Raw genomic sequence first — 22,832 nt, 5'->3', positions numbered from 1 at the left:
ATGACCGACGCTCGTCCGGCGCGGCCAATTGTCACCCGATGCGGCTTGTCCCGACCTGACGCACGTCAAGCGCGCACGCGCCGCGCGATGCGCATCGGGAAGCGCGAAACGCGCCGCCGCACCGGCCTGTGAGGCCCGTCCGTCCTTGACAGTCGCGCGACGCGAACCACACTGGAATACGGATGCCGCCGCCCCGTTTGGCCACCCTTTCGCGCACGCGTTTTTCGGCCGGCCGATCGCGACAAGACGCGGTAACACTCCTTCATGTCAGGACATTGATCGAATAAAAAGCACCAAATTACAATTCCGTATATATTTCGCCGATGGACCAAAGAAAAACCGCCACACGCTCCGAACCGCCCCTGCCGCGCACCTGGGATGCGCGGCTGGCGCGCTCGCTTGTCCGACCGCTCGTCGACACGCCCGTCACCCCGAATCACCTCACTACCGTTCGCCTGCTGATCGGCCTCGCCGGCGCCTGGTGCCTCGCGCACGGCGGCTTCGGCTGGAGCAATGCAGGCGCGTTCCTGATCGTGCTGTCGAACTTCGTCGACCACACCGATGGCGAGCTCGCGCGCATCAGCGGGAAATCCAGCAAGATCGGTCATTTTTACGACCTCGCGGCAGACGCGCTCGTCACGGTCGCGCTGTTCGTCAGCATGGGCGTCGGCATCGTCGCCCAGGGCGGCCAGATGGCCGCGTCGCCGGTGCTGCTCGGCGCGGTGGCCGGCGCGGCCGTCGCACTGATCTTCTTCCTGCGCATGCGGATCGAATCGTTCGCCGGCAAGGCCGGCACCAAGCAGGCATTCGCCGGCGGCTTCGAGACCGAAGACGTGCTGTACCTGCTGCCGCTCGTGACGCTGTTCGACGGCGTCGAGCCGTTCCTGCTCGCGGCGTCGATCGGCGCCCCGCTGTTCGCCGCGTGGGTCGTGTTCGACTGGTGGCGCATCGTGCGGCGCGGCAACCTCCCGCAGAACCCGGCCGCCACGCAGAACCCAACCGAAATCCAGGCTTCCAAATGACTCCTAGCACGCGCGACGACTCCGTGCTGAGCCCGGCACGCCCCGCGCCCGTGCGCGCGGCCGCAGCCGATCCCGATCGCACCGTGGCCGACCGTGTCGGCCAGCTCGACCTCGACCGCCTGCGCGGCGACTACGCGCGCCAGGGCTCGTTCCTTTATCTCGACACCTTCCTGCCGGCCGACGCGCACGCGAAGCTGGCCGACGCCGCCCGCGCGATGCAGGCCGGCCTGAACCGCAATTACCTGCCCGGCCACAAGCAGGGCGGCAGCGTCAGCCGTCATACGATCGACGAGCAGGCGCCGTACATCGCCGAACTGTATCGCTCGAAGGCGCTGATCTCGTTCCTCGAGAAAGTCACGGGCGACAAGCTGATGCTGTCGCCGGACGACGATCCGCACGCGTACGCGCTGTATTACTACACGAAGCCCGGCGACCACATCGGCTGGCACTACGACACGTCGTACTACGACGGCCGCCGCTACACGCTGCTGATCGGCGTGATCGACGAATCGTCGTGCCGGCTCGACTACGAGCTGCACACGCGCAATCCGGACGTCGCCGACGAACCGGGCTCCGTGCAGATCGCCGATGGCGGCATCGTGCTGTTCGACGGCGACAAGCTGCGCCACCGCATCACGCCGCTCGGCCAGAACGAGATGCGCGTGTCGCTCACCTTCGAATACGTGACGAACCCCGGCATGCGGCCGTGGAAGCGCTTCATCTCGAACATGAAGGACGCGATCGCGTATTTCGGTTTCCGCCAGGTGTTCAAGCAACTGGCGACGCGACGCACGACCGGGTCATGACACGCGCCGGCCTGATCCTGCTGTCCCTCGGGACCGCACTCTTCGTTGCACTCCTTGCCTGGCAGGGCGTCGGCGCGGTCGCGTCCACGTTCCTCGCGGCCGGCTGGGGGCTCGCGCTCGTCGCGGCGTTCCACGTCGTGCCGCTCGTGATCGACGCGATCGCGATCTCCGTGATGTTCCGCCCCGGCCAGCCGGGCGCCGAGCTCGGCAACGCGCTGCGCGCGCGCTGGGTCGGCGAATCGGTGAACAGCCTGCTGCCCGCCGGGCAGATCGGCGGCCCGGTGCTGATGGTGCGCCACCTCGCGCAGCGCGGCACGCGAATGGCCGACGCGGCGGCAGCCGTCACGGTCAGCACGACGATGCAGGCGCTCTCGCAGATGGCGTTCGCGCTGATCGGCATTGCCGCGTTCAGCCTGTATGCGACGCACGAATCGGTCGCGCACCTGCGCACGCCCGCGCTGATCGCCACCGGCGTGCTCGGCGCCCTCGCCGTCGCGTTCTATGCGGCACAGCGGCGCGGGCTGTTCGGCCGCGGGCTGCGCCTCGCGTCGAAGCTGCTCGGCCCGCGCGACTGGTCGTCGCTGGCCACCCGCGCCGACGCGATCGACGATGCGGTCGGCGCGCTGTACCGCGATCGTGCGAAGGTCGCGAAGACCTTCGCATTGAGTCTCGTCGGCTGGATCGTCGGCACCGCGGAAGTGTGGCTCGCGCTGCACTTCCTCGGGCATCCGGTGAGCTGGCTCGACGCGCTGCTGCTCGAGAGTGTCGGCCAGGCCATTCGTGGTGCGGCCTTCGCGATCCCGGGCTCGCTCGGCGCGCAGGAAGGCGGTTACCTGCTGCTCGCGCCGCTGGTCGGACTGCCGCCCGACGCGGCGCTCGCGCTGTCGCTTGCGAAACGCGCGCGCGAACTCGCGCTCGGCCTGCCCGGCCTGCTCTATCTGCATTTCAGCGAAAGAAACTGGCAGCGGCGCCGTGCGCCGCAGCCGCTCGCCGACTGATCGTTCAGATCCGCCGGCTTTTTGGTTGGAGAACCCATGCGAGCCATCATTCTTGCGGCAGGCCTCGGCTTGCGCCTGCAACAACCGCCCGAGGCGCAGTTCCCGAAGTGCCTGCTGCGCTTCGACGACGTGTCGCTGCTCGAGCGCCATCTGCGCGTACTCGACGCCGCGGGCGTCGACGAGATCGTGCTTGGGCTGGGCTTCCAGCACGAGAAGGTCGAGCAGGAATTGAAGCGCCTTGGCCGCCAGGCCGAGATCGTGATCAACGACCGCTACGACCTCGGCAGCGTGCTGACCGTGCATACCGTCGCCGATGCGATGACGCGCGGCGGCGACGTGCTGCTGATGGACGCCGACGTGCTGTATGACGAGAACATCCTGCATGCGCTGGTGGCCGATTCCGACAAGGCGGTCGACCGCCTGCTGATCGATCGCGATTTCGAGGCAGGCGACGAGCCCGTCAAGCTGTGCCTGAAGGACGGCGTGCCGGTCGAGCTGCGCAAGCAGCTTGCAGTCGATCTCGACTACGACACGATCGGCGAATCGGTCGGCTTCTTCCGCTTCACCGAAGGCACCGCGCGCCGCCTCGCGACGATCGTCGCGGGCTACGTCGACAGCGGCCGCGCGAACATGCCGCACGAAGAAGCCGTGCGCGACCTGCTGCTCGAGGGCGGTCACTCGTTCGACGTCGCCGACGTCACCGGCTCGCCGTGGATCGAGATCGACTTCCCGAACGACGTCGCTCGCGCCACGCAGGAAATCCTCCCCCTGATTCAACGCACTACCGCAGGAGTCGCACGATGAACGCACGCGAACCCAATTTCACCGAATCGCGCAGCGCACGCCTGCGCCGCATGCTCGTCAGCAGCGACCTCGAATTCCTGATGGAAGCGCACAACGGCCTGTCCGCGCGGATCGTCCGCGAAGCCGGCTTCAAGGGCATCTGGGCATCGGGCCTCGCGATCTCCGCGCAGTTCGGCGTGCGTGACAACAACGAGGCGAGCTGGACCCAGGTCGTCGACGTGCTCGAATTCATGGCCGACGCGAGCGACCTGCCGATCCTGCTCGACGGCGACACCGGCTACGGCAACTTCAACAACGTGCGCCGCCTCGTCAAGAAGCTCGAGCAGCGCGGCATCGCGGGCGTGTGTATCGAGGACAAGCAGTTCCCGAAGACCAACAGCTTCATCGGCGGCGAGCGCCAGCCGCTCGCGGAAATCGACGAATTCTGCGGCAAGATCAAGGCCGGCAAGGATTCGCAGACCGATCCCGACTTCTCGATCGTCGCGCGTGTCGAAGCGCTGATCGCCGGCTGGGGGATGGACGAGGCGCTGCGCCGCGCGAACGCGTATGCGGAAGCCGGCGCCGACGCGATCCTGATCCACAGCAAGCTGTCCCGCCCGGACGAGATCCTGCAGTTCGCGCGCGAATGGAGCGGCAAGGCGCCGCTCGTGATCGTGCCGACCAAGTACTACAGCACGCCGACCGACGTGTTCCGCCAGGCCGGCATCAGCACCGTGATCTGGGCGAACCACCTGATCCGCGCGTCGGCCTCCGCGATGCAGGCGACCGCACGCGAGATCCACGAGAGCGAAACGCTGATCAACGTCGAAGACCGCGTTGCCTCGGTCAACGAGATCTTCCGCCTGCAGGACGCCGACGAATACTCGGCGGCCGAGCGTATCTACCTGTCGTCGTCGTCGCGCGCGTCGAACGCGGCGATCGTGCTCGCCGCGAGCCGCGGCAAGGGCCTCGAAGCCGTGACCGAAGACAAGCCGAAGGTCATGCTGCCGGTCGCCGGCAAGCCGCTGCTGCGCTGGCTCGTCGACGGCTTCAAGACGCACGGCGTGAACGACATCACCGTGGTCGGCGGCTATCGCGCCGACGCGATCGACACGTCGGGCATCAAGCTCGTCGTCAACGAACGCCATGCACAGACGGGCGAGCTCGCATCGCTCGCCTGCGCGGCCGACCGCCTGACCGGCGACACCGTGATCTCGTACGGCGACCTGCTGTTCCGCAGCTATATCGTGCGCGACCTCGCGGAGAGCGAGGCCGAGTTCAGCGTGGTGGTCGATTCGTCGCTCACCGAGACCAACCAGAGCGTGCGCGATTTCGCACTCTGCTCCGCCGCGGACGATCGCGGCCTGTTCGGCCAGAAGACCTACCTGCAACGCGTATCGAGCGACGTCGCCGCAGGCACGCCGCACGGCCGCTGGATCGGCCTGCTGAACGTGCGCGGCGCCGGTGTCGATCGCCTGAAGGCGATGCTCGCGACGCTGCAGGCGCGCCCTGATTTCGACACGCTCGACATCCCGTCGCTGCTCAACGAACTGATCGCCGCCGGCGAGAAGATCGAGGTGCAGTACGTGCACGGCCACTGGCGCGGCGTCAACGATCTCGAAGACTTCCGCCGCGCGGGCGACTTCGCGCACGGCCAGACGCCGCTGTCCGAACCGGGTGCCGGCAACGGGGGCGCGCAATGATCGAAGCGGCCCAGTTCGTCGAGGCCGCGCGCGAGCGCGGTTTCGACTGGTACGCGGGCGTGCCCTGCTCGTACCTGACGCCGTTCATCAATTACGTGCTGCAGGACCCGACGCTGAATTACGTGTCGGCCGCGAACGAAGGCGACGCGGTCGCGCTGATCGCGGGCGCGACGCTCGGCGGCAAGCGCGGCATCGCGATGATGCAGAACTCGGGGCTCGGCAACGCGGTGAGCCCGCTCACGTCGCTCACCTGGACGTTCCGGCTGCCGCAGCTGCTGATCGTCACGTGGCGCGGCCAGCCGGGCGTGGCCGACGAGCCGCAGCACGCGCTGATGGGCCCGATCACGCCCGCGATGCTCGACACGATGGAGATCCCGTGGGAAACGTTCCCGACCGACCCCGAACAGGTCGGCCCGGCACTCGACCGCGCGATCGCGCACATGGACGCGACGGGCCGCCCGTACGCGCTCGTGATGCAGAAAGGCAGCGTCGCACCGTATGAACTGAAATCGAACCCGGCCGCGAAGCCGCGTGCGCATGTCGCCGCGCAGTCGTCGCCGCGCGCCGCGTCGGCCGAAGCCTGGCCGACCCGCCAGGACGCGCTGCAGCGCGTGATCGCGCACACGCCGGTCGATTCGACCGTCGTGCTCGCGTCGACCGGCTTCTGCGGCCGCGAACTCTACGCCATCGACGATCGTCCGAACCAGCTGTACATGGTCGGCTCGATGGGTTGCGTGACGCCGCTCGCGCTCGGCCTCGCGCTCGCGCGCCCCGACCTGCGCGTGGTCGCGGTCGACGGCGACGGCGCCGCGCTGATGCGCATGGGCGTGTTCGCGACGCTCGGCACCTACGGCCCGGCCAACCTCACGCACGTGCTGCTCGACAACGGCGCGCACGAATCGACGGGCGGCCAGGCCACCGTGTCGCAGCATGTTTCGTTCGCGGGCGTGGCTGCCGCGTGCGGGTATGCATCGGCGGTCGAAGGCGACACGCTGGACGTGCTCGATACGGCGCTTGCTTCGTCGGCCGATGGTGCGCAGTTCGTGCGACTGGCGATCCGCACCGGCGTGCCCGACGGCCTGCCCCGCCCGACCGTCACGCCGGTCGAGGTCAAGACCCGTCTGATGCGGCACATCGGCGCCGCGCAGACCGAAGCCCACGTTGAAGGAGCCCATTGATGCTGCTGCTGAACCCCGGCCCGGTCACGCTCACCGAACGCGTGCGCCGCAGCCTGCTGCAACCCGACCTGTGCCATCGCGAAAGCGAATTCTTCGATCTGCAGGATGAGGCGCGTGCGCGTCTCGTCGCTGCGTATGAGCTTGATCCGGCTGAGTGGACGGCTGTGCTGATGACTGGGTCGGGCACGGCTGCCGTTGAAAGCATGATCGCGGCGCTCGTGCCGAAAGACGGCAAGCTGCTCGTGATCGAGAACGGTGTCTATGGTGAGCGGATTACGCAGATCGCGACGCAGTATGGGATCGCGCATGATGTGCTCAAGCACGAGTGGATGCAGGCGCCTGATCTTGCGCAGATTGGTGCGAAGCTCGATGCGGGTGGGTATTCGCACGTTGCGGTGATTCATCATGAAACGACGACGGGTCGGTTGAATGATCTCGGCGCGATCGCGGAAGTCTGCCGTTCGCGTGGCGTGAAGATGCTCGTCGACGGCGTCAGCAGCTTTGGCGCGGAAGCGATTGATTTTGCCGGTGGCGATATCGACGCTGTTGCTGCGACCGCGAACAAGTGCCTGCATGGTGTGCCGGGAGCAGCGTTCGTGATCGTGCGTCGTAGTGCGCTCGTGAAGGCTGCAAGCCGTACTTACTACCTCGATCTCGGTCGTCTCGCGAAGCTGCAGGATCAGCGGAATACGCCGTTCACGCCTTCCGTGCATGCGTATTACGCACTTGTCGAGGCGCTGCGCGAGTTTGACGAAGCCGGCGGCTGGCGGGCGCGGCATGCGCATTACAAGGCGCTCGCCGATCAGGCACAAGCCGGGCTCGCGGCGCGCGGGATGCCGCTGGTGCTGCCGGAAGGTGAATCGTCGGTTGTGCTGCGTGCGTATCGGTTGCCGCAAGGTGTGACGTACGAAACGCTGCATGACGGGCTGAAAGCGCGTGGATTCGTGATCTATGCGGGACAAGGTGGATTGTCGAAGGAACTGTTCCGGATTTCGACGATGGGGGCGATTCAGGCGGCTGATGTTGAACGGTTGCTGGAAGGGTTTACGGCGTTGACGCGATGAGTGCTACCCGGAACTTCGTCGACGAGGGGCCCGAAAGGGCCGTTTTTCCCTCTCGATATTCCGGGAAAGATGGACACATCGGCTGCTTTTGGCTGCGGATTCGCTCCTTCGATGCAACGCATTTAAGGCGGCATAGCAGCAAGGAGCCAATAATTGCGATCGAGACCACGTGCAATTCAGGCTACTGCTCCGCACTGAAAATACCCTCTCGTCTTTAACGTTGGATTTTTGGCCAAATCGATCATACTTTCGGGCATTCGATGCCCTTAGGATCGCCTTTTGGGCGACCGACAAGCGCAAGGAGAGGAACGGTCGTTTGCGCTTACCCCTTCCCTGCGCATGTTGATCTTAGCCTTTGCTACGGCAAATCCTATGCTTATCGACGGCTGCCCCGGTCAAGCCAGCCGTGTGTCGAATGTGATGTCAAGAGTAAAGCTATTCGAACATCGACGCACAACGGTAGAATAGCTGGTTCATTCAAATAACTTAGTCGGGGATCACGTGGAAGAGACAGCAGTTAACCGCCTAGTGCGATTTTTCGAAGAATCAAAGCGACCTATTCTCTTCGTTGGCGCCGGGGTATCAGCAGCCGCAGGTGTGCCGATTTGGGGCCAATTGCTGAATACTTTAGCTGAATGGCTTCGCCCCAAGGACGCCCTAACCGCTAACAAGATTATTGAATTAGTACGTACAGGCGACTTCTTGCGCGCAGCCGAATTTTTTTATCTTAGTGACGCGACTGACGCCGAACGCTACAAGGTTCTGCTTGATAACTTAAAGCCAACGAATCCAGCGGCAGTCAATCCTTTATGTGCATTGCCTGTGAAGGGTGCGTTGACAACTAATTTTGATCGCTTGCTAAACGATGGCTTTGCCGCAACGAAACACCTTGCGGCGCTAGACTTTCGCCGAGGCGATCCCTCGTTCCAACAAACTCTGTGGACTGAGGAACTATTTGTCTCACGGATACACGGCTTCGTTGAATCTCCACAGACCATCATACTGAGCAAGAGCGATTTCGGAAAATTGGCCGAAGATACGACTTACAAAGACGTACTCACCCATTTCGCAACCCGATCTAACCTTCTTTTCGTCGGGTTCTCTTTTGCCGACCCGGCAATTGATAGTATCTTGACTGATATCAATCGCATTTATGGGCCACTGACCCAGGGAGCACACCTCGCAATTGTTCCGAGCGATTTGTCGTCAGAGACTGCGAGCAAGCTTCGTCGGCTTAATGTCGAACAGCTTACATATACTCACGAAAGCAGCGATCGCACCCACGTCAACTTGTGGACGTTGCTCGCTGAGACAAATCGAGCGCTCACGGCTCCGAGTTCCGTAACCGCAGACGTGTCAACATCCCCCGCTTTGTTCGGCACGGCTAAGCGTTATCTCGCGTCTTGTTATGCACGACTCAACCTTGGGACCCAGATTACGCCTCTCCGTGACGCCGTCATCGAAGGTACGGTTAGCGCGATTATTCAAGGTGAGGCGCCTAAAGCTGTTCTCGTGAGCGACATAGTTGATGCGATTCACCGCGACTTCGGAATATCCAAGCATGAAGCAACGGAGGTCGTCCAAAATTGCCTTAAAGCACTTTCAGACGAAAGGCTTTGCAATTGGCATAGGAAAGCAGATAATCCTACTGTCGCGTGGAATGGCAAAGCGGACGACGAAAATCGACTCGATAATGCTATTGCGTCGCTTGTGCGTAGCGCAACGGATAGAGCCGTAGTACAAGAAGGGCTTCGCATCACTGAAGCTACGAATGAAATTCTCGTGAATTTCTTCAAGCATCTTGTCCTACAGCGCGGATGGGACCTCGGCGCTGCATTCGCAGCTGGCAGAACCCCAGAGGACGCAAACGTTAATCGTCAAATGTTCGCTATCGCTGGCGCGAAGCTTAGCACAATGGATACGCAAGCGCTGGTGCGCGTTTGCGAGACTATGCTTAATTCGCCCACCGAACGGGAAGCAAAAATTCTAAGCGAATTGGGCCGAGCAAGTTTCGCCCTAGAGTTGGCACTGAAGGCGCCCCACAGTCACTTCTTCCACGCCGACGTATTGCCTAGGAAGATCTACCTAGATGCAAACGTGCTGATGCCGGCCTTTACGCGAGGGCACCCACTCAATACAGTTTATGAGGACATGCTAGGCAGGCTTGGGGTTGCCGCAAGCAAAGTGGGTGGTGCACGGATTTGCACGACGACGGGCTATCTTAACGAGGTTATCAGTCACCGCCGGCTCGCAATCGAAGAATACGAAGCCAATACAGAGTTCTTTGCTGACGACCTGAACCGAGAAGCCATCTTCTTCGGCTCCGCGAACATTAACGTGTTCAAAGGTGCGTTCGCGAATTTCGTCTTGAATAATAAGTCAATAACTTTCCCTGAATTTATAAGAGAATACGCTCCATACACTGACGAAAACCAGCTCGCGAAATGGTTACATGCCCGCGGTGTTCTCACCGTGAAGAATTTCGCATCAGATGGCCTAGATGTGGCTTCGATGACTGTTGAGCTGCAAAAGCAATATGGGCAGGATCTTACCCAACGCAAAAACGTCATGCTTATAGACCACGATGCTCTTCAGCTAGCAGCTCTTCGCCGTGACATTGAGATTGGCGATCGAGTTGTGTTCGTAACGGCCGACAAGAGACTTCGTGAGATCCTTGCAGCAGGCCCGTATAAGCATGTAGCCGCGTACATGATTAGTCACGTCGGCTTGACGCAGCTGATTGACCTGTTGGTCGGGATTGACGGAAATGAGCGGGGCCTTGCACATCTGATGTGGGGGGCGCGTGTGTCTGAAAAAGCAAATGAAATCAGACAATACTTCACCGCTCGCTGCCTGCAGTCCTACGATGAGGCAATGGCGATGGAACTGCCCGCTCTCGTCGAAGAGTTCGCAGATCGCGTACTAGCGGAAGCCCGGCGACAAGGGGTGCCTCTCGATAACGGACATCGAGAAATTTTTACAATCGCGGGTTCTTTCGAGGATCAATTCTTCGAAGCAATGCGTGAAAAAATTGAAACGCGCGAGCAAGCCAACAAGTTCCGCTAGGCAAGGTGGTCGCAACGCTAGTGTAGGCTCGCAACACAAGCACGGCGCGTCCGAAATCGGTCACATTGTGGAATCCGATTACACCGCATGCGGATATGTGGTACAGCGCAAGGATGTAGCAAAATCTAACGCAAAAGGAGCGGCTTGAAGCACGACCCTATGACTCTTACAAGGTTGAGGGCAGTACCGCGACGCAAACTGGCGACTGAGGGTGGTACATCAGGAAAAGACATAAAGTTCGCCAACTATCAAAAGGCAGCGTGAGGTGTTAATTGATACCCACGGAAATCCATGAAGAAACTTTCTCCCTCATGCCCCCGAAAATCCCTCGTTTCGCCCCGCTTCTAGTGCTCGCCGCCGCCCCGGTGGTTCAGGCCGCCACCAATCAGCCTTGCGACGACGTGACCATCACATCCGTCGCCCGCTGGGCCGGTATCGCGAACGCGAGCATCACCACACGCGACGCGAACCGGCTCGTCGTCGCGTCGGCCTGCAAGGTCATGCCAAATGCGCCCGAAACGACGATCGCGGCCGTTGCGTTCGACTCGCTTCCCAAAAGCAAGAGCCCGGACGAAAGCAAAAAGCTGCAGGTCATCGCGCTCGTCGAAGGCAGCAAGGTCGTGGCCGCCGAAAAGTCGGTCGTCGAAGAGGACGCTGCGACGGAAATCGGCGAGAGCAGCTATCGCATCGATACAGCGCCTTACCGGCTGTCGCCCGATGTGCGCGCGTTCGGCGTCGTGTTCACGAGCAGCGCGCGCGGGGCAAGCTGCCCCGACGCCAACGCCAGCGAGGAACTCACGCTCTGGGTGCGCGACGGCAACCGCATCCGTCCGGTGTTCGGCACCAACCTGTACGGGTGGGTCAGCGTCGAGGGCGACGCCTGCGGCCCCGGTGTCGGCGACGCGCGCAGCGAAGAGGCAAGCATGACGATCGCCGTGGAGAAAACATCGAGCCACGGCTTTGCTGATCTGTCGATCACCGCCCATATTACGAAGACGCAGCGCAAGGACGGTGATTATTCGGAGACGGGCAAGCGCACCGCACGCACGATCGTCCACTACGACGGCAAGTCGTACGGAATCGATATGTTCCGAAACTTCTGGTATTCGCCTGCCGCAATGCAGCGCTTCAAGTAACGCCCAGGCGGGGCACCGCCCCGCCCACCTACTCCGCCACCTTCGCTCCGATCGCCTCGCCCGAAGCCGGCATCCGTAACCCATCGTCACGCTCACGCCGCGCCTCGCGCGCCGAATAACGATCCTTCAACCGCAGGAACGGCTTCTCGACGAGAAAGTAGCTGGCCGTCGCCGCCATCAACGCCCACACGATCCCAAGCGGAAACGCATGCGGAACCTGCAGATCCGGGTTCGCAAACGGCTGCTGCCACAGATAAAGACTGAACGAGATCGTGCCGACGAACACAACCGGCTGCGCGCGCAACCACCGCGCACACCAGAACTCGCTGCGGAAATTCAGTACGACGATCACGATTGCGATCAACGCGGCTTCGACCGTCACGCCGTAAGTCGCATTCCAGAACCCGCCGAGCCGATGTTCGGCGAGTGGCATGCCGATCAGCACGATGACGATGATCGCGGTCACGATGCGCGCCTCGCTGCGCCACGTACGAATCCACGCTTCAAGCCGCTCACGATTGAGCGACACATAACAGCCGATCAGGATCGGATCGACGCCCGTATGCAGCATCATCCCGAGTTGCCCGCGCAGCGCAGGCGCCACGAAATACGTCACGGCGCGCACCAGCGGCACGACCATGATCAACGCAGCCAGCCAGCGCGTGCCGCCGCGCCGCATCCCATACACGAACAGCAGCGGCCAGAACCAGTAGAACTGTTCCTCGAGTGCGAGCGACCAGAAATGGCCGAGATACCACGCGCCGTCCGGATGCAGCGCGTTGTCGCCGGTCAGCCCGAACCACGCCGAGTAATTCCACAGATGCAGCGCCGCATACAGCCACTGTCGTCGATCGACGTCGAACCAGCCGGTGAAAGCCACGATCGCCACCGCCGCGAGATAGACATAGCAGGCCGGCCAGATCCGCAGCGCGCGGCGCACGTAGAACGACGTCAGCGCGATGCCGCCCGTGCGCGCGAACTCGGCACGCAGCACGTTGGTGATCAGGAAACCGCTGAGGACGAAGAAGATCAGCACGCCGAGCCGGCCGTCGGCGATCAGTCGCAACGGCGCGTACCACCCCGTGTAGCCGCCGGGCAGCACGTGCTCGGCGTGCCCGACCACCACCATCGCGACCGCGACGGCGCGCAACCCGGTCAACTGCGTGACGCGATGGTTCATCGGCTGGTTTCCGTTGGCACGGTAAAGGAAGAGGATTCGGTCGACGCCCAACTGGCCGGTCGACACGTCGCCGCGATTTTGTATGAAAAATATCCGAATGAAATTGCTTCAAAATTCCCGATGCCACTCCGGCACGCAGGCCGCCCCGGCGGGACGCCCGGGGCGGGTGGCGATCGGTTGACCGTCTGCTGCGGCGCAACGACCCGCGGGCCGCAGCAAAGTCGCGGCGCCGTTTTCACCGGTCGGCTTTCTTCTCCAGCAGCCGGACGTTCTGCTGCGCGACCTGGAGATCCTGCAGCCGATCCACCAGTTCCTCGCAGCCCGTCTTGTCCATCTGGAACGACGTGCCGCACATCGGGCAGCGGACCTCGCTGCTGCCGAGAAAATCCGCCAGCGACAATTTCACCCGCCCGCGTGCACAAACCGGGCACGCGAAACCCGGCGCGTCGTTCAGCATCTTCTCGCTCGTCTTCATGACTCCCTCCTGGAGTGATCGCCACCGTCGCCGGTGGCCTGGGTGCCGACGCCGCTTACCTGGGTATTCATGCCCAGCAGCGCCAGCAGGTTGCCGATGCCGGCCGGGATGCCGGCCTGCCCGACTTCGACTTTGGCGCCGATGTTCGCCTCGAGAAACGGCGACACGTCCTCACGCGCGTGGCTGCCGGCCTCGGGCCGGCCACGCGCGAGCATTGCGCTCCAGCGATACCGGCGCGGCGCAGTGTCGTCCGCATCGTCGGGCAGCAGCGGGATCGCGCACGGCGCCTGCACGCGCTCGGCGAGCAGCAGACGCACGCCGAAATCGAACGTCGCGGTCTTCACTTCGAGCAGCGGCAGCGGAATCAGCGATAGCACCGGAACCTGCACGCGGCGCCATTCGGTCTTGTCCTTGCCGACCACCTGTTCGTAGAAGAACGTGATCATCCTCAGTTCGCCGAAGTCGGTGCCATTCGGGTCGCCCGGTTCGCAGACAATGGACGCGTTCTGCACGAAGCCAAACTCGCGGACGTACCGGACGAACTGGCGCGCCGCCATGAAGTCGGCCTCGATCACGGCCTCGATCGGCGCGGCAAACAAGTACTGCAGATCGACGACGGGGCTGATGGAATCGGTCATGGCATCACTCCGTGACGACCAGTTCGTCGCGCTCGCGGCCGCCTTCGCCGACGAGCACCCACTTGTAGTTGCGCAGCTTCGCGCGCAGCGTCAAGGTCTGCACGAATTCGGCCGGAATGCCCTGCAGCGCGGCCGGGTCCAGCGTCACCGCGAGCGACGGCACGCGCGCGGTCTCCGCCTGGATCCGGCGCTGCCGCTCGGCGGCCGCGTCGACTAGGCCGCGCAGCGCCTCCCAGCTCGCATCGACCGCCGCAGCGAGTGACGCGCGTCCCGCGTCCGTGCGACCGTCTGCGTCGAACACGTCCGCCAGGCTGCCGTCCAGCGACGCATGGAGCACGTCGAGCAGTCGGGCACGCAGCGCATCGAGCGACGGCTCCGTACCGCGCATGGCCTGCGTCAGTACGTCGCCGAGCAGCGCATGCAGGTTGCTGCCCAGCTCGCGCGCGACGCGAGACGAACGCAATGCGTCGATCCGGTCGCGGATCGGGTCGGTGCCCTCACCGGCCGCCCCGCTCACACCGCGCACGGAGCCGAGCGCGTCGGCGAGATCCCGCAGCAGCAGCGCGCCGGCCTCCGTCGCCAGATCGGCAACGGCGACCTGCGACGGCAGCGCATCGGCCGCCGGCGTATCCGCGTCGAGCCGCGAAGCCCGTTCGTCGCCGTCGGCGCCCGGCGGCACCGCGAAGCGCAGCGTCACGTTCGCTTCGTCGAGCAGGCCGTTCGGCACCGGGAAATACTTGAGCAACGGATCCTCGCGATACTGCACCGCAAGGCGCTTCGAATACAGGTTCGCTTCGTGCTGCGCGCCCGCGAGACTGTCGAGGAACGCGGCGGCGATATCCCGCAGATTGGTCATCGGTGTTCTCCTCTAACCCGCGCCGGCAGGCCGGCGCGGGCGGGTTGTCACATCGGGCGGATCAGGGCTTGGCCTGCAGCGTGATGCTCGTGGACGCGGTGGCGCCGTCGATCGTCGCGTTGACGGTCATGACCGACTTGCTGCTGTCGTCAAGCGCCTTGCAGACGATCTCGACCTGGCCGTTGGCATCCGTCTTCGGCGAATTGCCCTCCACGCTCTTGCCGTTCGCCTCGACCTCGAACGCCGTGCCGCCGGTGTCGAACGTGAAATTCAGCTCGACGCCCACCGCCGGTGTGCCGTCCGGCTTCAGCGCGGTCAGGACGTCCTTGCCGGTGTCCCCCTTGGCGATCGACAGCATCGCCTGCGCGCTCTTGAGCGACGGCGCCGCCGGCGGCGGCAACCGGTGCAGCACGCGCACCGGCACGACGACTGTCTTTGCGTCGGCGTTGCCACCGTCCGGTGCGGGGATCGACGCGGACACCGTCAGGTCGATCGCCTGCGCGGCGACCTCGCCTTCGGCCCAGAACAGGACGGACAACGAACCGTCGCCGTCGGTCTTGAACGACGCGATCTTGCCGGTTTGATCGAACGGGATGGTCGAACCGAACGGCGCCCGACTCATCCGGAACTTGTCGGCGAGCGCAGGATCGATCTGGAACACGACTTGCGTATCGCCGGCGAACAGCCCGCTCGAATTCTGCAGACGCACCTGCAGCATCTGCTGCTGCGACGGATCGCCGGACATCACGGTCGACAACGCCGGGCTGACCTGCATGTCCCCGTTGCGGCTCGCACCGGTCGCGGCGCTCGACAGGATGTTGAGCACGGTCGCAAGCCCGGCCGGCACGCCGGCCTGCGACGCATGCACGAACACGTCCTGCGTGTACTCGACCGAATAGCGCGAATCCTGCGTCGCCTTCGAATCCTTCTTGCTCGAGTAACTTGCCTTCATCTGCGCCGACAAGCTGAACGGCCCCCAGCCGATCTTGCCCTGCGCCGACAGTTCACCCGCGATCGCCTCCGACTTCGACTCTTCCGACGTCGACGACGCCGCCGCGTTGATGTTCGCCTTGAACTGGATCGTCACTTCGTCGACCAGGATCAGCGGCACCGGCACGATCGTCAGCAGCGGCACGATCAGCTTCACCATCTGCCCGTCCTTCTGGTACAGGAAGGTGACGTTGACGGCCTGCTTCACGCCGTCCTTGTCGGTCGTGAGGCCGACCTTGTCGATGAACTCATAGGTGGATTTCGCGGCCATCGCCTGCGCGGTGATCGCGGCCTGCAACGGGCCGCCGATCAGGGCGCTGTAGTCGATACCGTTCAACAGACTCCGGGCGGACTCGGCCGCCGAATTGTCAACTGGCATGATTGATCTCCTGTGATTCCGGTTCCGCACGCGCCGCCGTGCTGTCCCGCCGGCGCGTGCGGTGCGTCACGCGGCCGCCGCGCCCGATGGGGCGACGGCCGGGCCGGCGGTTATGCTTGCTGCGGCGGCGGGCGCAGGCGGAAGCGCATGCGGTTCTGGCTCAGTTCCGCATCCACCGTGTAGCGCCGCCAGATCGCAAAGCCGGTCAGCAGCGCGAACGTGCTGACCGTCGTGGCCACCACCCCGCCATAAATCGCGGCGTTCGGCACGCGACGAGGCCACGGAAGCAGCGCGGCATCGCCTTGCGCGTGATCGTCGGCGGTCGTCGACTCGAGCAGTTTCGTCCACTCCTTGACTTGCTGCGGTTCGGTGACATCGACCACGAACGCCGCAGTGGATTGATTGACGAATGTCGCCACCTCGACCTGAGTGGCCGGATCGTCCTTCCAGACAATCACTTTTTCGCTTTCCATTTTTCACTCCTTTTCATGATGAAAATCGGGTGAATTCGCCCTCGGAATATCGCGCATTCTCCCGTCCGCGAGCGAATGCAATGCAATATCCGCCCGGCATTCAAATTGCGCCGAATGCGAATACCCCTCAATACCTCCGATTGCGTAGCGAAAATACGGATCACCGGAATCACAATTCGCGACCGATTTTCACCAGACGGGCAAGTTCGTGAATGGACAGCTTGCGCATGATGTTTTCACGATGCTTGCTGATCGTGCGCGGGCTGACATCGAGCAATCTTGCGATTTCCTTGCTCGCGAGACCCGCGCCGATCAGGCGCAGCACATCCCGCTCACGCGGCCCGAGCGCGGCGATCCTCGCAAGGAGAGACGTCGTCCGCGAGCGGCGGCGCGTGTTCGACCGCGTAGGCCACGAGTTGCGCGGTGCCGGTCAGGCCGAGCTTGCGCACGATGTTCGCGCGATGCTTGCGCACCGTCATCGGCGCGGCTCCCAATGCCGCGGCAATCTCCGTACAGCGCATCCCCCGTGCGATCAACGACACGATCTCGCGCTCCTTCCTCGTCAGAGAATCGCTATCCATTCACAATCCCCGGAATTATTTTGATTTCTCATTGATCCGCGACGCATGGCCAGCGTCATGAGTGCATTTCACGTGTGGCACGCACATGAAATACACAGGCATATTGAATCGGAATGCGTGACCGATGCGATGCGTTTTTTTACGGATTTTTTCATTACCGATCGACCACACGGCAGTCGTCCCGCATGCGGGAACCGGAACGCGCCATTTCGACGAGTTGGGCATAATGGCGTACTGCTTTCGGCACCGGCTGCCCTGCACCCCACCGACCTTTCAATCAGGAAACGTCATGTACCCACCGATCGAACCCTACGCCCACGGCCACCTCGACACCGGCGACGGCCATCGCATCTACTGGGAGCGCTGCGGCAACCCGGCCGGCAAGCCCGCCGTGTTCCTGCACGGCGGCCCCGGCGCCGGCTGCAGCCCCGACCATCGCCGCCTGTTCGATCCCGAGCGCTACGACATCCTGCTGTTCGACCAGCGCGGCTGCGGGCGCTCGACACCACATGCGAGCCTCGAGAACAACACGACCTGGGATCTGGTCGCCGATATCGAGCGTCTGCGCGAGATGGTCGGCGCGGAAAAGTGGCTCGTGTTCGGCGGCTCGTGGGGCAGTGCGTTGTCGATCGCCTATGCAGAGACGCACCCGGAGCGTGTGAGCGCACTGGTCGTGCGCGGCATCTTCACGATGCGTCGCGCGGAATTGCTGTGGTATTACCAGGAAGGCGCATCGTGGCTGTTCCCCGACCTGTGGGAAGACTTCGTTGCACCGATCCCGGAAGCCGAGCGCGGCGACCTGATGGCCGCCTACCATCGCCGGCTGACCGGCGAAGACGAAGCCGTGAAGCTCGAAGCCGCACGTGCGTGGAGTATCTGGGAAGGCCGCACGATCACGCTGCTGCCCGACCCCAAACTCGCCGCGCACTTCGCGGACGGTCACTACGCGCTCGCGTTCGCTCGGATCGAGAACCACTACTTCGTGAACCGCGGCTTCGTCGAGGAAGGCCAGTTGCTGCGTGACGCGCATCGCCTCGCCGGCATCCCGGGCGTGATCGTGCAGGGTCGCTATGACGTCGCGACACCCGCGCGCACCGCATGGGAGTTGTCGAAGGCGTGGCCCGATGCGACGTTCGAGATCGTGCCCGGTGCGGGGCATGCGTACAACGAGCCGGGAATTCTGGAAGCACTGGTCGCGGCGACAGACCGGTTCGCCGCGTAAGCGTCATCAACGCAATGCAACGCGGTGCGTGCGGCCGTGCCTGTCGGCACGCTCACGCACCGCCCGGTCAAAGCGACGCTTCGACGATCGCCTTGCCGCTGATCGCCCGCTCGACGAGTTGCTCGTCGCCGACCTTGCGGATCGCATCGTCGAGCAATCCTTCCGGCGCCTCGGTCGCCACCTTCAGCAAGCCCGACAGCCCGCGCGCGTCGAGCACCACCAGCGTCTCCATCGAATCCGCACGGCTCACGAGCACGCGGCGCCACGCCGGCCCCGCGCCGAAGCTCGCGCAGAGTGCAATCGTGTCGCTGCCGAGTGGGTAGTCGAAGTTCTTGATCATGATCCGCCGCCGTTGCAAGGGAATGGCGATGCGCGACGGTGCGGCGCCGTGACGTCGACGCACCCGCGCGTGCCGCCGGTGCCCCGGATCGAGTCCGATCCGTTCGCCGGCATGATCATGCTAGGCGTGCAGTATTAACGAAGACTTAAACGGCAATCGCGTGGGCGCGCGGCATGCCGGATACGTCAGGGCGCCTCGAGCGGCTCCACCGTCACACCGACCTTCAGCTCCTGATCCGCGCCACCCCCGCGAATCACGCCGCGCAGCGGCGTCACGTCCGCATAGTCGCGGCCGATCGACAGCATCACGTAGTCGTCGCCCGGCGCGCGATCGTTGGTCGGGTCGAGCTGCAGCCAGCCGTTGTCCTCCGGCCATGCCGGGTCGTACACCTCGACCCATGCATGCGACGCGTCGGCGCCGATCAGCCTCGGCTGCCCGGGCGGCGGCTGCGTGAGCAGGTAGCCGCTCACGTAACGCGCGGCCAGCCCGAGCGAGCGCAGCGCGCCGATCATCACGTGCGCGAAATCCTGGCACACACCCTTGCGCAAGCGCAGCGCATCGAGCGCCGATGTCGTGATGTCGGTGCTGTTCGGCGTATACGCAAAATCAGCATGCACGCGCCGCATCAGCTCCCACGCGGCCTGCACGAGCGGCCGTTGCGGCGTGAAGCTCGACGCCGCATACGCGGCGAGTTCGGGATCGCACGCGACATGCGGCGACGTGAACACGAATTCGCTCGCCGCGTCGTAGGGCTGCCCCGCGCGGAACCGCAAGCGGTCGCGCACCGCTTCCCACGCCATCGCCTGTTTTGGGTCGGGTTTCGCGATGGCGGGCGGCGGCTCGCCGCGCGCCCCGCGCGACCACACCGGCGGCGTCACGCGTACCGTGCTGCGGCTGCGCACGAGCAGCGCATCGTGCGGCTGGTTCAACGCAAACGACGCGCGCGCGTTGCCGAAGGCGTCGACCTCGGTCCCGACCGATTCCGGCGCGGGGTCGATGTCGAGCGCGAACGACAGCACCTGCTGGCGCGCCGTGACGAGCGGCTGCAGGCGTGCCTGGTGCTGCGCCGATTCGACGCGCGCCGCGTAACGGTATTCGGTGTCGTGCGTGACGCGCAGCAACCGGCCGGGCGCGACGTCGGCCTTTGCGGCCGGCGCCGATGGCGGTGCCGATGTATTCCGCGCCGTGCCCGAACCGTGCGGCGCTTTCGCCGCGCCTTTCGTCGTCACCATAACGTCCTGCCCGCCTCGCGCACGTGGCTGAAATAGCGCTCGCCGATCCGGTTCGACAACTCCCATACCGCCTTCACCGTCGTGTCGAGCGCTTCGAGCAGCTTGTCGTGCCGGCCGCCGTCGGCGGTCTCGCACAGCTCGTGCAGCGACCACGCGGGGACGTCGGGAATCGTCTCGGCCAGCTCGGACAGCGCATAACCTTCGCTGCGCTCGACCTTCGTCAACCGGCCGCGCAGCGCCTGCACGACCCAGCCGAGCGAGCGCGGATTGTCGGTATCGAGCACGACGAGCGACAGCAGCGGCGCGACGTCGAAGCCGCGCTGGAACCGCGAGCGGAACGTGATCGTGCTGTCGAACAGTTCCAGCACGAGCTCGAAGCCGTCCTGCCGGTGCACCGCGCCTTCGTCGAAGGCCGCCTTCAGCACGCTGCACAGGAAGTCCAACCGGTCGATCTGCCGGCCGATCGACAGCAATCGCCAGCCGTCGTCGCGCGTCATGTTGTCGGTCTGCGCGCCCGTGATCGCGCCGAGCAGCAGGCCGAGGCGCTCCAGCAACTGCAGCGCCTCGTTGCCGATCTGCTCCTCGGCTTCCGGCAGGCCCGCGCTGTCGGCGAACAGCTGGGTCGCGTCGTCGATCAGCCGCCACTGATCGCTCGACAGTCGCTCGCGGATCGCGGCGGCCGCGCCCCGCATGCCGAACAGGCACGACGCAATGCCCGACGTGCGATCCGCGCCGCGCGTCAGCGACGTCGCGAGCGTGTGCTGGAACGCACGCGGCGCATCGACGGCGTTCGGCGCGTCGGCCGCGATCAGGCCCGTCTCGCGGCACAGCGTGTCGAGCAGTTCCAGGTGCGCGGGGCTGTCGACGTCGTCCTCACCGCGCAGCCGTTCGAGCGCGGCGCGCGCGAGGCGCATCAGGTTGGTCGCGCGCTCGGTATAGCGGCCGAGCCAGAACAGGTTTTCAGCCGCGCGGCTCGCGATCGCGCGCGGGCGTTCGACGAGATCGTCGGGACCGAGGTGCGTCTGGAGCAGCGTCGTCGAATCGACGATGCCCTCGGTCATCACCCACGTATCGACGGTACTGCCGCCGCGCGGCATCGGCGCGTTGAACAGCGTGTCGCGCGTGCCGACCCGCGACAGCCCGCCGGGCAGGAGCCGCCAGCGCTGCGCGCCGTCGGCGAGCGCGAACACGCGCAGCAGCATCGGCTTCGGCACGATACGCGCACCGCCGTTGCTGTCGGGCGCGTCGTGGCCCGGCCAGGTCGGCGCCTGCGACAGCGGCAGGTCGGCCTGCACCGTGTAGTGCTCGGGCCGCGCGAGAATCCGCGCGCGCCACTCGGCCAGCTGCGCCTGCGTGAGCCGCGCGCCGATCACCGGCTCGAACGGCCCGCCGGCCTGCACGTCCGGTGGATAGGAGGCCTTGACGATGCCGCGCGCGAGCTGCGGCAGCGCGTCGTCGCACGCGGCCGCCTCGCCGCACCACCACGAATGCACGGCCGGCAGCGTCAGCGTTTCGCCGAGCAGCGCTTCCGCGAGACGCGGCATGAAGCCGAGCATCGCCGGCGATTCGAGGAAGCCCGAGCCCGGCGCGTTCGCGAGCAGCACGTTGCCCGCGCGCACCGCCTGCAGCAGCCCCGGCACACCGAGCATCGAATCGGGCCGCAGTTCGAGCGGATCGAGCCACGCGTCGTCGACGCGCCGCAGGATGCCGTGCACCGGTTCGAGCCCGGCCAGTGTCTTCAGGAAGACGCGGTTGTCGCGTGCGGTCAGGTCGCCGCCTTCGACGAGCGTGAGGCCGAGGTAGCGCGCAAGATACGCGTGCTCGAAATACGTCGCGCTGTGCGGGCCCGGTGTCAGCAGCACGATCCGCGAATTCTTTCGGGTCGGGCTGAGCGCCTGCATGCTCTGCAGCAGCGCGCGGTATGCCGACGCGAGCCGCTGCACGCGCAGCCCGCGAAACCCACGCGGAAAGAGCCGCGACACGATCAGGCGGTTTTCGAGGAGGTAGCCGAGGCCGGCCGCGCCCTGCGTGTGCTGCGCGACGATCCGCCACTGCCCGTCCGGGCCGCGCGCGAGGTCGAACGCGACGACGTGCAGCCAGGTATCGCCCGGCACGCGCGCACCGCGCATCGCGCGCAGGTAGCCGGGATGCCCGGTGACGAGCGCGGGCGGCAGCAGCCCGCGCTCGAGGATCGTCTGCGGCCCGTACAGGTCGGCCAGTGTCGCGTTGAGCAACCGCACGCGCTGCAGCACGCCGCGCTCGATCGCGACCCAGTCCTCGGGCGTGACGATCATCGGCAGCAGGTCAAGCGACCACGGGCCGGCCGCGCCGTCGCCGGCGCGCTGCTCGTGCAGTTGATAGAACAGGCCGTTCTCGCGCATGCGCCGGTGCAGCGCGTCGGCGCGGCGATCGAGGTCGGCCACGCCGTCGCTGCCGATCGACGTGAAGAAACTGCGCCACGCGGGCGCCAGCGCCGGCGCGTTCAGGCCGGCCGCGCTGCCGCGCAGTTCGTCGTAGCGGCCGGCGGCAGCCGGCGCCGCGAGCGCGGCGGCCAGTTCCGCGGCATCCGGCTGCGCGCCGGTATCGAAAAGCGTGGGCATCGCGTCGAGGGCGGCGAGATGATCGGTGTCAATGGGCGGCACGATGTCGTTCCGTCGTCAGGGCGCGGCCGCGCACGCGCGCCGCCACCCGGGCAGCGGGCTGCGGCGCG

21 protein-coding genes are annotated in these 22,832 nt (G+C 64.9%); 10 read left to right on the top strand and 11 right to left on the bottom strand.

What is annotated here, in order from left to right; translation table 11 throughout:
• Positions 1-323: 323 nt before the first annotated feature.
• The 9 genes from CFB41_RS23080 to CFB41_RS23040 all read left to right on the top strand — a co-directional run bounded on the left by CFB41_RS23080 (position 324) and on the right by CFB41_RS23040 (position 11,756).
• Positions 324-1,022 (top strand): CDP-alcohol phosphatidyltransferase family protein, encoded by a 699-nt coding sequence (locus CFB41_RS23080; protein ID WP_089458003.1) that lies wholly within the window; start codon positions 324-326, stop codon positions 1,020-1,022.
• Positions 1,019-1,828 (top strand): 2OG-Fe(II) oxygenase, encoded by an 810-nt coding sequence (locus tag CFB41_RS23075; RefSeq protein WP_089458002.1) that lies wholly within the window; start codon positions 1,019-1,021, stop codon positions 1,826-1,828. The genes CFB41_RS23080 and CFB41_RS23075 overlap by 4 nt, the downstream gene beginning before the upstream one ends.
• Positions 1,825-2,826: an HpnL family protein gene (locus CFB41_RS23070; RefSeq protein WP_089458001.1), complete on the top strand. Its 1,002-nt coding sequence runs from the start codon at positions 1,825-1,827 to the stop codon at positions 2,824-2,826. Before CFB41_RS23075 ends, CFB41_RS23070 begins: the two co-directional genes overlap by 4 nt.
• 36 nt (positions 2,827-2,862) lie before the next feature.
• On the top strand, positions 2,863-3,630 hold the full coding sequence (locus tag CFB41_RS23065; protein ID WP_089458000.1) for an NTP transferase domain-containing protein: 768 nt from the start codon (positions 2,863-2,865) through the stop codon (positions 3,628-3,630).
• Positions 3,627-5,312 (top strand): phosphoenolpyruvate mutase, encoded by a 1,686-nt coding sequence (gene aepX / locus CFB41_RS23060; protein ID WP_039357130.1) that lies wholly within the window; start codon positions 3,627-3,629, stop codon positions 5,310-5,312. The genes CFB41_RS23065 and aepX overlap by 4 nt, the downstream gene beginning before the upstream one ends.
• The gene (aepY, locus tag CFB41_RS23055) at positions 5,309-6,490 is read left to right on the top strand and encodes a phosphonopyruvate decarboxylase (RefSeq protein ID WP_089457999.1); all 1,182 of its coding nucleotides are present in this window, start codon (positions 5,309-5,311) and stop codon (positions 6,488-6,490) included. The genes aepX and aepY overlap by 4 nt, the downstream gene beginning before the upstream one ends.
• Positions 6,490-7,554, top strand: coding sequence for a 2-aminoethylphosphonate aminotransferase (locus tag CFB41_RS23050; RefSeq protein WP_089457998.1), 1,065 nt, complete (start codon positions 6,490-6,492; stop codon positions 7,552-7,554). Before aepY ends, CFB41_RS23050 begins: the two co-directional genes overlap by 1 nt.
• Positions 7,555-8,055: 501 nt before the next feature.
• Positions 8,056-10,620 carry an SIR2 family protein gene (locus CFB41_RS23045; protein WP_179250135.1) on the top strand — a complete coding sequence of 855 codons (2,565 nt, stop codon included), beginning with the start codon at positions 8,056-8,058 and terminating at the stop codon, positions 10,618-10,620.
• Positions 10,621-10,931: 311 nt separating this feature from the next.
• A complete protein-coding gene (locus CFB41_RS23040; RefSeq protein WP_089457996.1) occupies positions 10,932-11,756 on the top strand; it encodes a multidrug ABC transporter ATPase in 825 nt (274 codons plus the stop codon).
• A gap of 28 nt (positions 11,757-11,784) precedes the next feature.
• Here the strand turns inward: CFB41_RS23040 and CFB41_RS23035 are convergent, their stop codons facing one another.
• The 8 genes from CFB41_RS23035 to CFB41_RS23000 all read right to left on the bottom strand — a co-directional run bounded on the left by CFB41_RS23035 (position 11,785) and on the right by CFB41_RS23000 (position 17,328).
• On the bottom strand, positions 11,785-12,936 hold the full coding sequence (locus tag CFB41_RS23035) for an acyltransferase (RefSeq protein WP_089458964.1): 1,152 nt from the start codon (positions 12,934-12,936) through the stop codon (positions 11,785-11,787).
• A gap of 235 nt (positions 12,937-13,171) precedes the next feature.
• On the bottom strand, positions 13,172-13,411 hold the full coding sequence (locus CFB41_RS23030) for a hypothetical protein (RefSeq protein ID WP_089442781.1): 240 nt from the start codon (positions 13,409-13,411) through the stop codon (positions 13,172-13,174).
• Entirely contained in the window at positions 13,408-14,049 is a 642-nt protein-coding gene (locus CFB41_RS23025) for a DUF2589 domain-containing protein (protein WP_089457995.1), read from the bottom strand. Before CFB41_RS23025 ends, CFB41_RS23030 begins: the two co-directional genes overlap by 4 nt.
• A 4-nt stretch (positions 14,050-14,053) precedes the next feature.
• Complete coding sequence (locus CFB41_RS23020; protein WP_089457994.1) at positions 14,054-14,905, bottom strand: hypothetical protein; 852 nt, start codon at positions 14,903-14,905, stop codon at positions 14,054-14,056.
• A 61-nt stretch (positions 14,906-14,966) separates the two neighbouring features.
• The gene (locus tag CFB41_RS23015) at positions 14,967-16,274 is read right to left on the bottom strand and encodes a DUF2589 domain-containing protein (protein WP_089457993.1); all 1,308 of its coding nucleotides are present in this window, start codon (positions 16,272-16,274) and stop codon (positions 14,967-14,969) included.
• A 110-nt stretch (positions 16,275-16,384) separates the two neighbouring features.
• Entirely contained in the window at positions 16,385-16,747 is a 363-nt protein-coding gene (locus tag CFB41_RS23010) for a hypothetical protein (RefSeq protein WP_089457992.1), read from the bottom strand.
• Positions 16,748-16,916: 169 nt separating this feature from the next.
• The gene (locus tag CFB41_RS23005; RefSeq protein ID WP_236862379.1) at positions 16,917-17,072 is read right to left on the bottom strand and encodes a LuxR C-terminal-related transcriptional regulator; all 156 of its coding nucleotides are present in this window, start codon (positions 17,070-17,072) and stop codon (positions 16,917-16,919) included.
• Between the two features lie 7 nt (positions 17,073-17,079).
• Positions 17,080-17,328: a helix-turn-helix transcriptional regulator gene (locus CFB41_RS23000; protein ID WP_089442787.1), complete on the bottom strand. Its 249-nt coding sequence runs from the start codon at positions 17,326-17,328 to the stop codon at positions 17,080-17,082.
• A 289-nt stretch (positions 17,329-17,617) separates the two neighbouring features.
• Here CFB41_RS23000 and pip point away from each other — a divergent pair, with 289 nt between their 5' ends.
• Complete coding sequence (gene pip, locus CFB41_RS22995; protein ID WP_089457991.1) at positions 17,618-18,550, top strand: prolyl aminopeptidase; 933 nt, start codon at positions 17,618-17,620, stop codon at positions 18,548-18,550.
• A 67-nt stretch (positions 18,551-18,617) separates the two neighbouring features.
• On the opposite strand, the gene CFB41_RS22990 is transcribed toward pip, so the two are convergent.
• The 3 genes from CFB41_RS22990 to CFB41_RS22980 form a co-directional block, all read right to left on the bottom strand.
• A complete protein-coding gene (locus CFB41_RS22990; protein ID WP_089457990.1) occupies positions 18,618-18,890 on the bottom strand; it encodes a hypothetical protein in 273 nt (90 codons plus the stop codon).
• Positions 18,891-19,075: 185 nt separating this feature from the next.
• Positions 19,076-20,122 carry a transglutaminase family protein gene (locus CFB41_RS22985; protein ID WP_089457989.1) on the bottom strand — a complete coding sequence of 349 codons (1,047 nt, stop codon included), beginning with the start codon at positions 20,120-20,122 and terminating at the stop codon, positions 19,076-19,078.
• A complete protein-coding gene (locus CFB41_RS22980; RefSeq protein WP_242808639.1) occupies positions 20,116-22,722 on the bottom strand; it encodes a circularly permuted type 2 ATP-grasp protein in 2,607 nt (868 codons plus the stop codon). Before CFB41_RS22980 ends, CFB41_RS22985 begins: the two co-directional genes overlap by 7 nt.
• Positions 22,723-22,832 lie beyond the last annotated feature (110 nt).

The sequence above is a fragment of the Burkholderia sp. AU33803 genome (assembly GCF_002223095.1).
Lineage (GTDB): Bacteria > Pseudomonadota > Gammaproteobacteria > Burkholderiales > Burkholderiaceae > Burkholderia.
The sequence above is the reverse complement of the archived record's forward strand: the minus strand, read 5'-3'. Positions and strand labels throughout refer to the sequence as shown.

Bases quoted from the DNA above. Each gene is read 5' to 3' on its own strand.
- aepX (WP_039357130.1), top strand. From the start codon at position 3,627: ATGAACGCACGCGAACCCAATTTCACCGAATCGCGCAGCGCACGCCTG.
- CFB41_RS23050 (WP_089457998.1), top strand. From the start codon at position 6,490: ATGCTGCTGCTGAACCCCGGCCCGGTCACGCTCACCGAACGCGTGCGC.
- CFB41_RS23065 (WP_089458000.1), top strand. From the start codon at position 2,863: ATGCGAGCCATCATTCTTGCGGCAGGCCTCGGCTTGCGCCTGCAACAA.
- CFB41_RS23080 (WP_089458003.1), top strand. From the start codon at position 324: ATGGACCAAAGAAAAACCGCCACACGCTCCGAACCGCCCCTGCCGCGC.
- CFB41_RS23075 (WP_089458002.1), top strand. From the start codon at position 1,019: ATGACTCCTAGCACGCGCGACGACTCCGTGCTGAGCCCGGCACGCCCC.
- aepY (WP_089457999.1), top strand. From the start codon at position 5,309: ATGATCGAAGCGGCCCAGTTCGTCGAGGCCGCGCGCGAGCGCGGTTTC.
- pip (WP_089457991.1), top strand. From the start codon at position 17,618: ATGTACCCACCGATCGAACCCTACGCCCACGGCCACCTCGACACCGGC.
- CFB41_RS22990 (WP_089457990.1), bottom strand. From the start codon at position 18,890: ATGATCAAGAACTTCGACTACCCACTCGGCAGCGACACGATTGCACTC.
- CFB41_RS23020 (WP_089457994.1), bottom strand. From the start codon at position 14,905: ATGACCAATCTGCGGGATATCGCCGCCGCGTTCCTCGACAGTCTCGCG.
- CFB41_RS22980 (WP_242808639.1), bottom strand. From the start codon at position 22,722: ATGCCCACGCTTTTCGATACCGGCGCGCAGCCGGATGCCGCGGAACTG.
- CFB41_RS22985 (WP_089457989.1), bottom strand. From the start codon at position 20,122: ATGGTGACGACGAAAGGCGCGGCGAAAGCGCCGCACGGTTCGGGCACG.
- CFB41_RS23000 (WP_089442787.1), bottom strand. From the start codon at position 17,328: ATGGATAGCGATTCTCTGACGAGGAAGGAGCGCGAGATCGTGTCGTTG.
- CFB41_RS23030 (WP_089442781.1), bottom strand. From the start codon at position 13,411: ATGAAGACGAGCGAGAAGATGCTGAACGACGCGCCGGGTTTCGCGTGC.
- CFB41_RS23070 (WP_089458001.1), top strand. From the start codon at position 1,825: ATGACACGCGCCGGCCTGATCCTGCTGTCCCTCGGGACCGCACTCTTC.
- CFB41_RS23040 (WP_089457996.1), top strand. From the start codon at position 10,932: ATGCCCCCGAAAATCCCTCGTTTCGCCCCGCTTCTAGTGCTCGCCGCC.
- CFB41_RS23010 (WP_089457992.1), bottom strand. From the start codon at position 16,747: ATGGAAAGCGAAAAAGTGATTGTCTGGAAGGACGATCCGGCCACTCAG.
- CFB41_RS23035 (WP_089458964.1), bottom strand. From the start codon at position 12,936: ATGAACCATCGCGTCACGCAGTTGACCGGGTTGCGCGCCGTCGCGGTC.
- CFB41_RS23015 (WP_089457993.1), bottom strand. From the start codon at position 16,274: ATGCCAGTTGACAATTCGGCGGCCGAGTCCGCCCGGAGTCTGTTGAAC.
- CFB41_RS23025 (WP_089457995.1), bottom strand. From the start codon at position 14,049: ATGACCGATTCCATCAGCCCCGTCGTCGATCTGCAGTACTTGTTTGCC.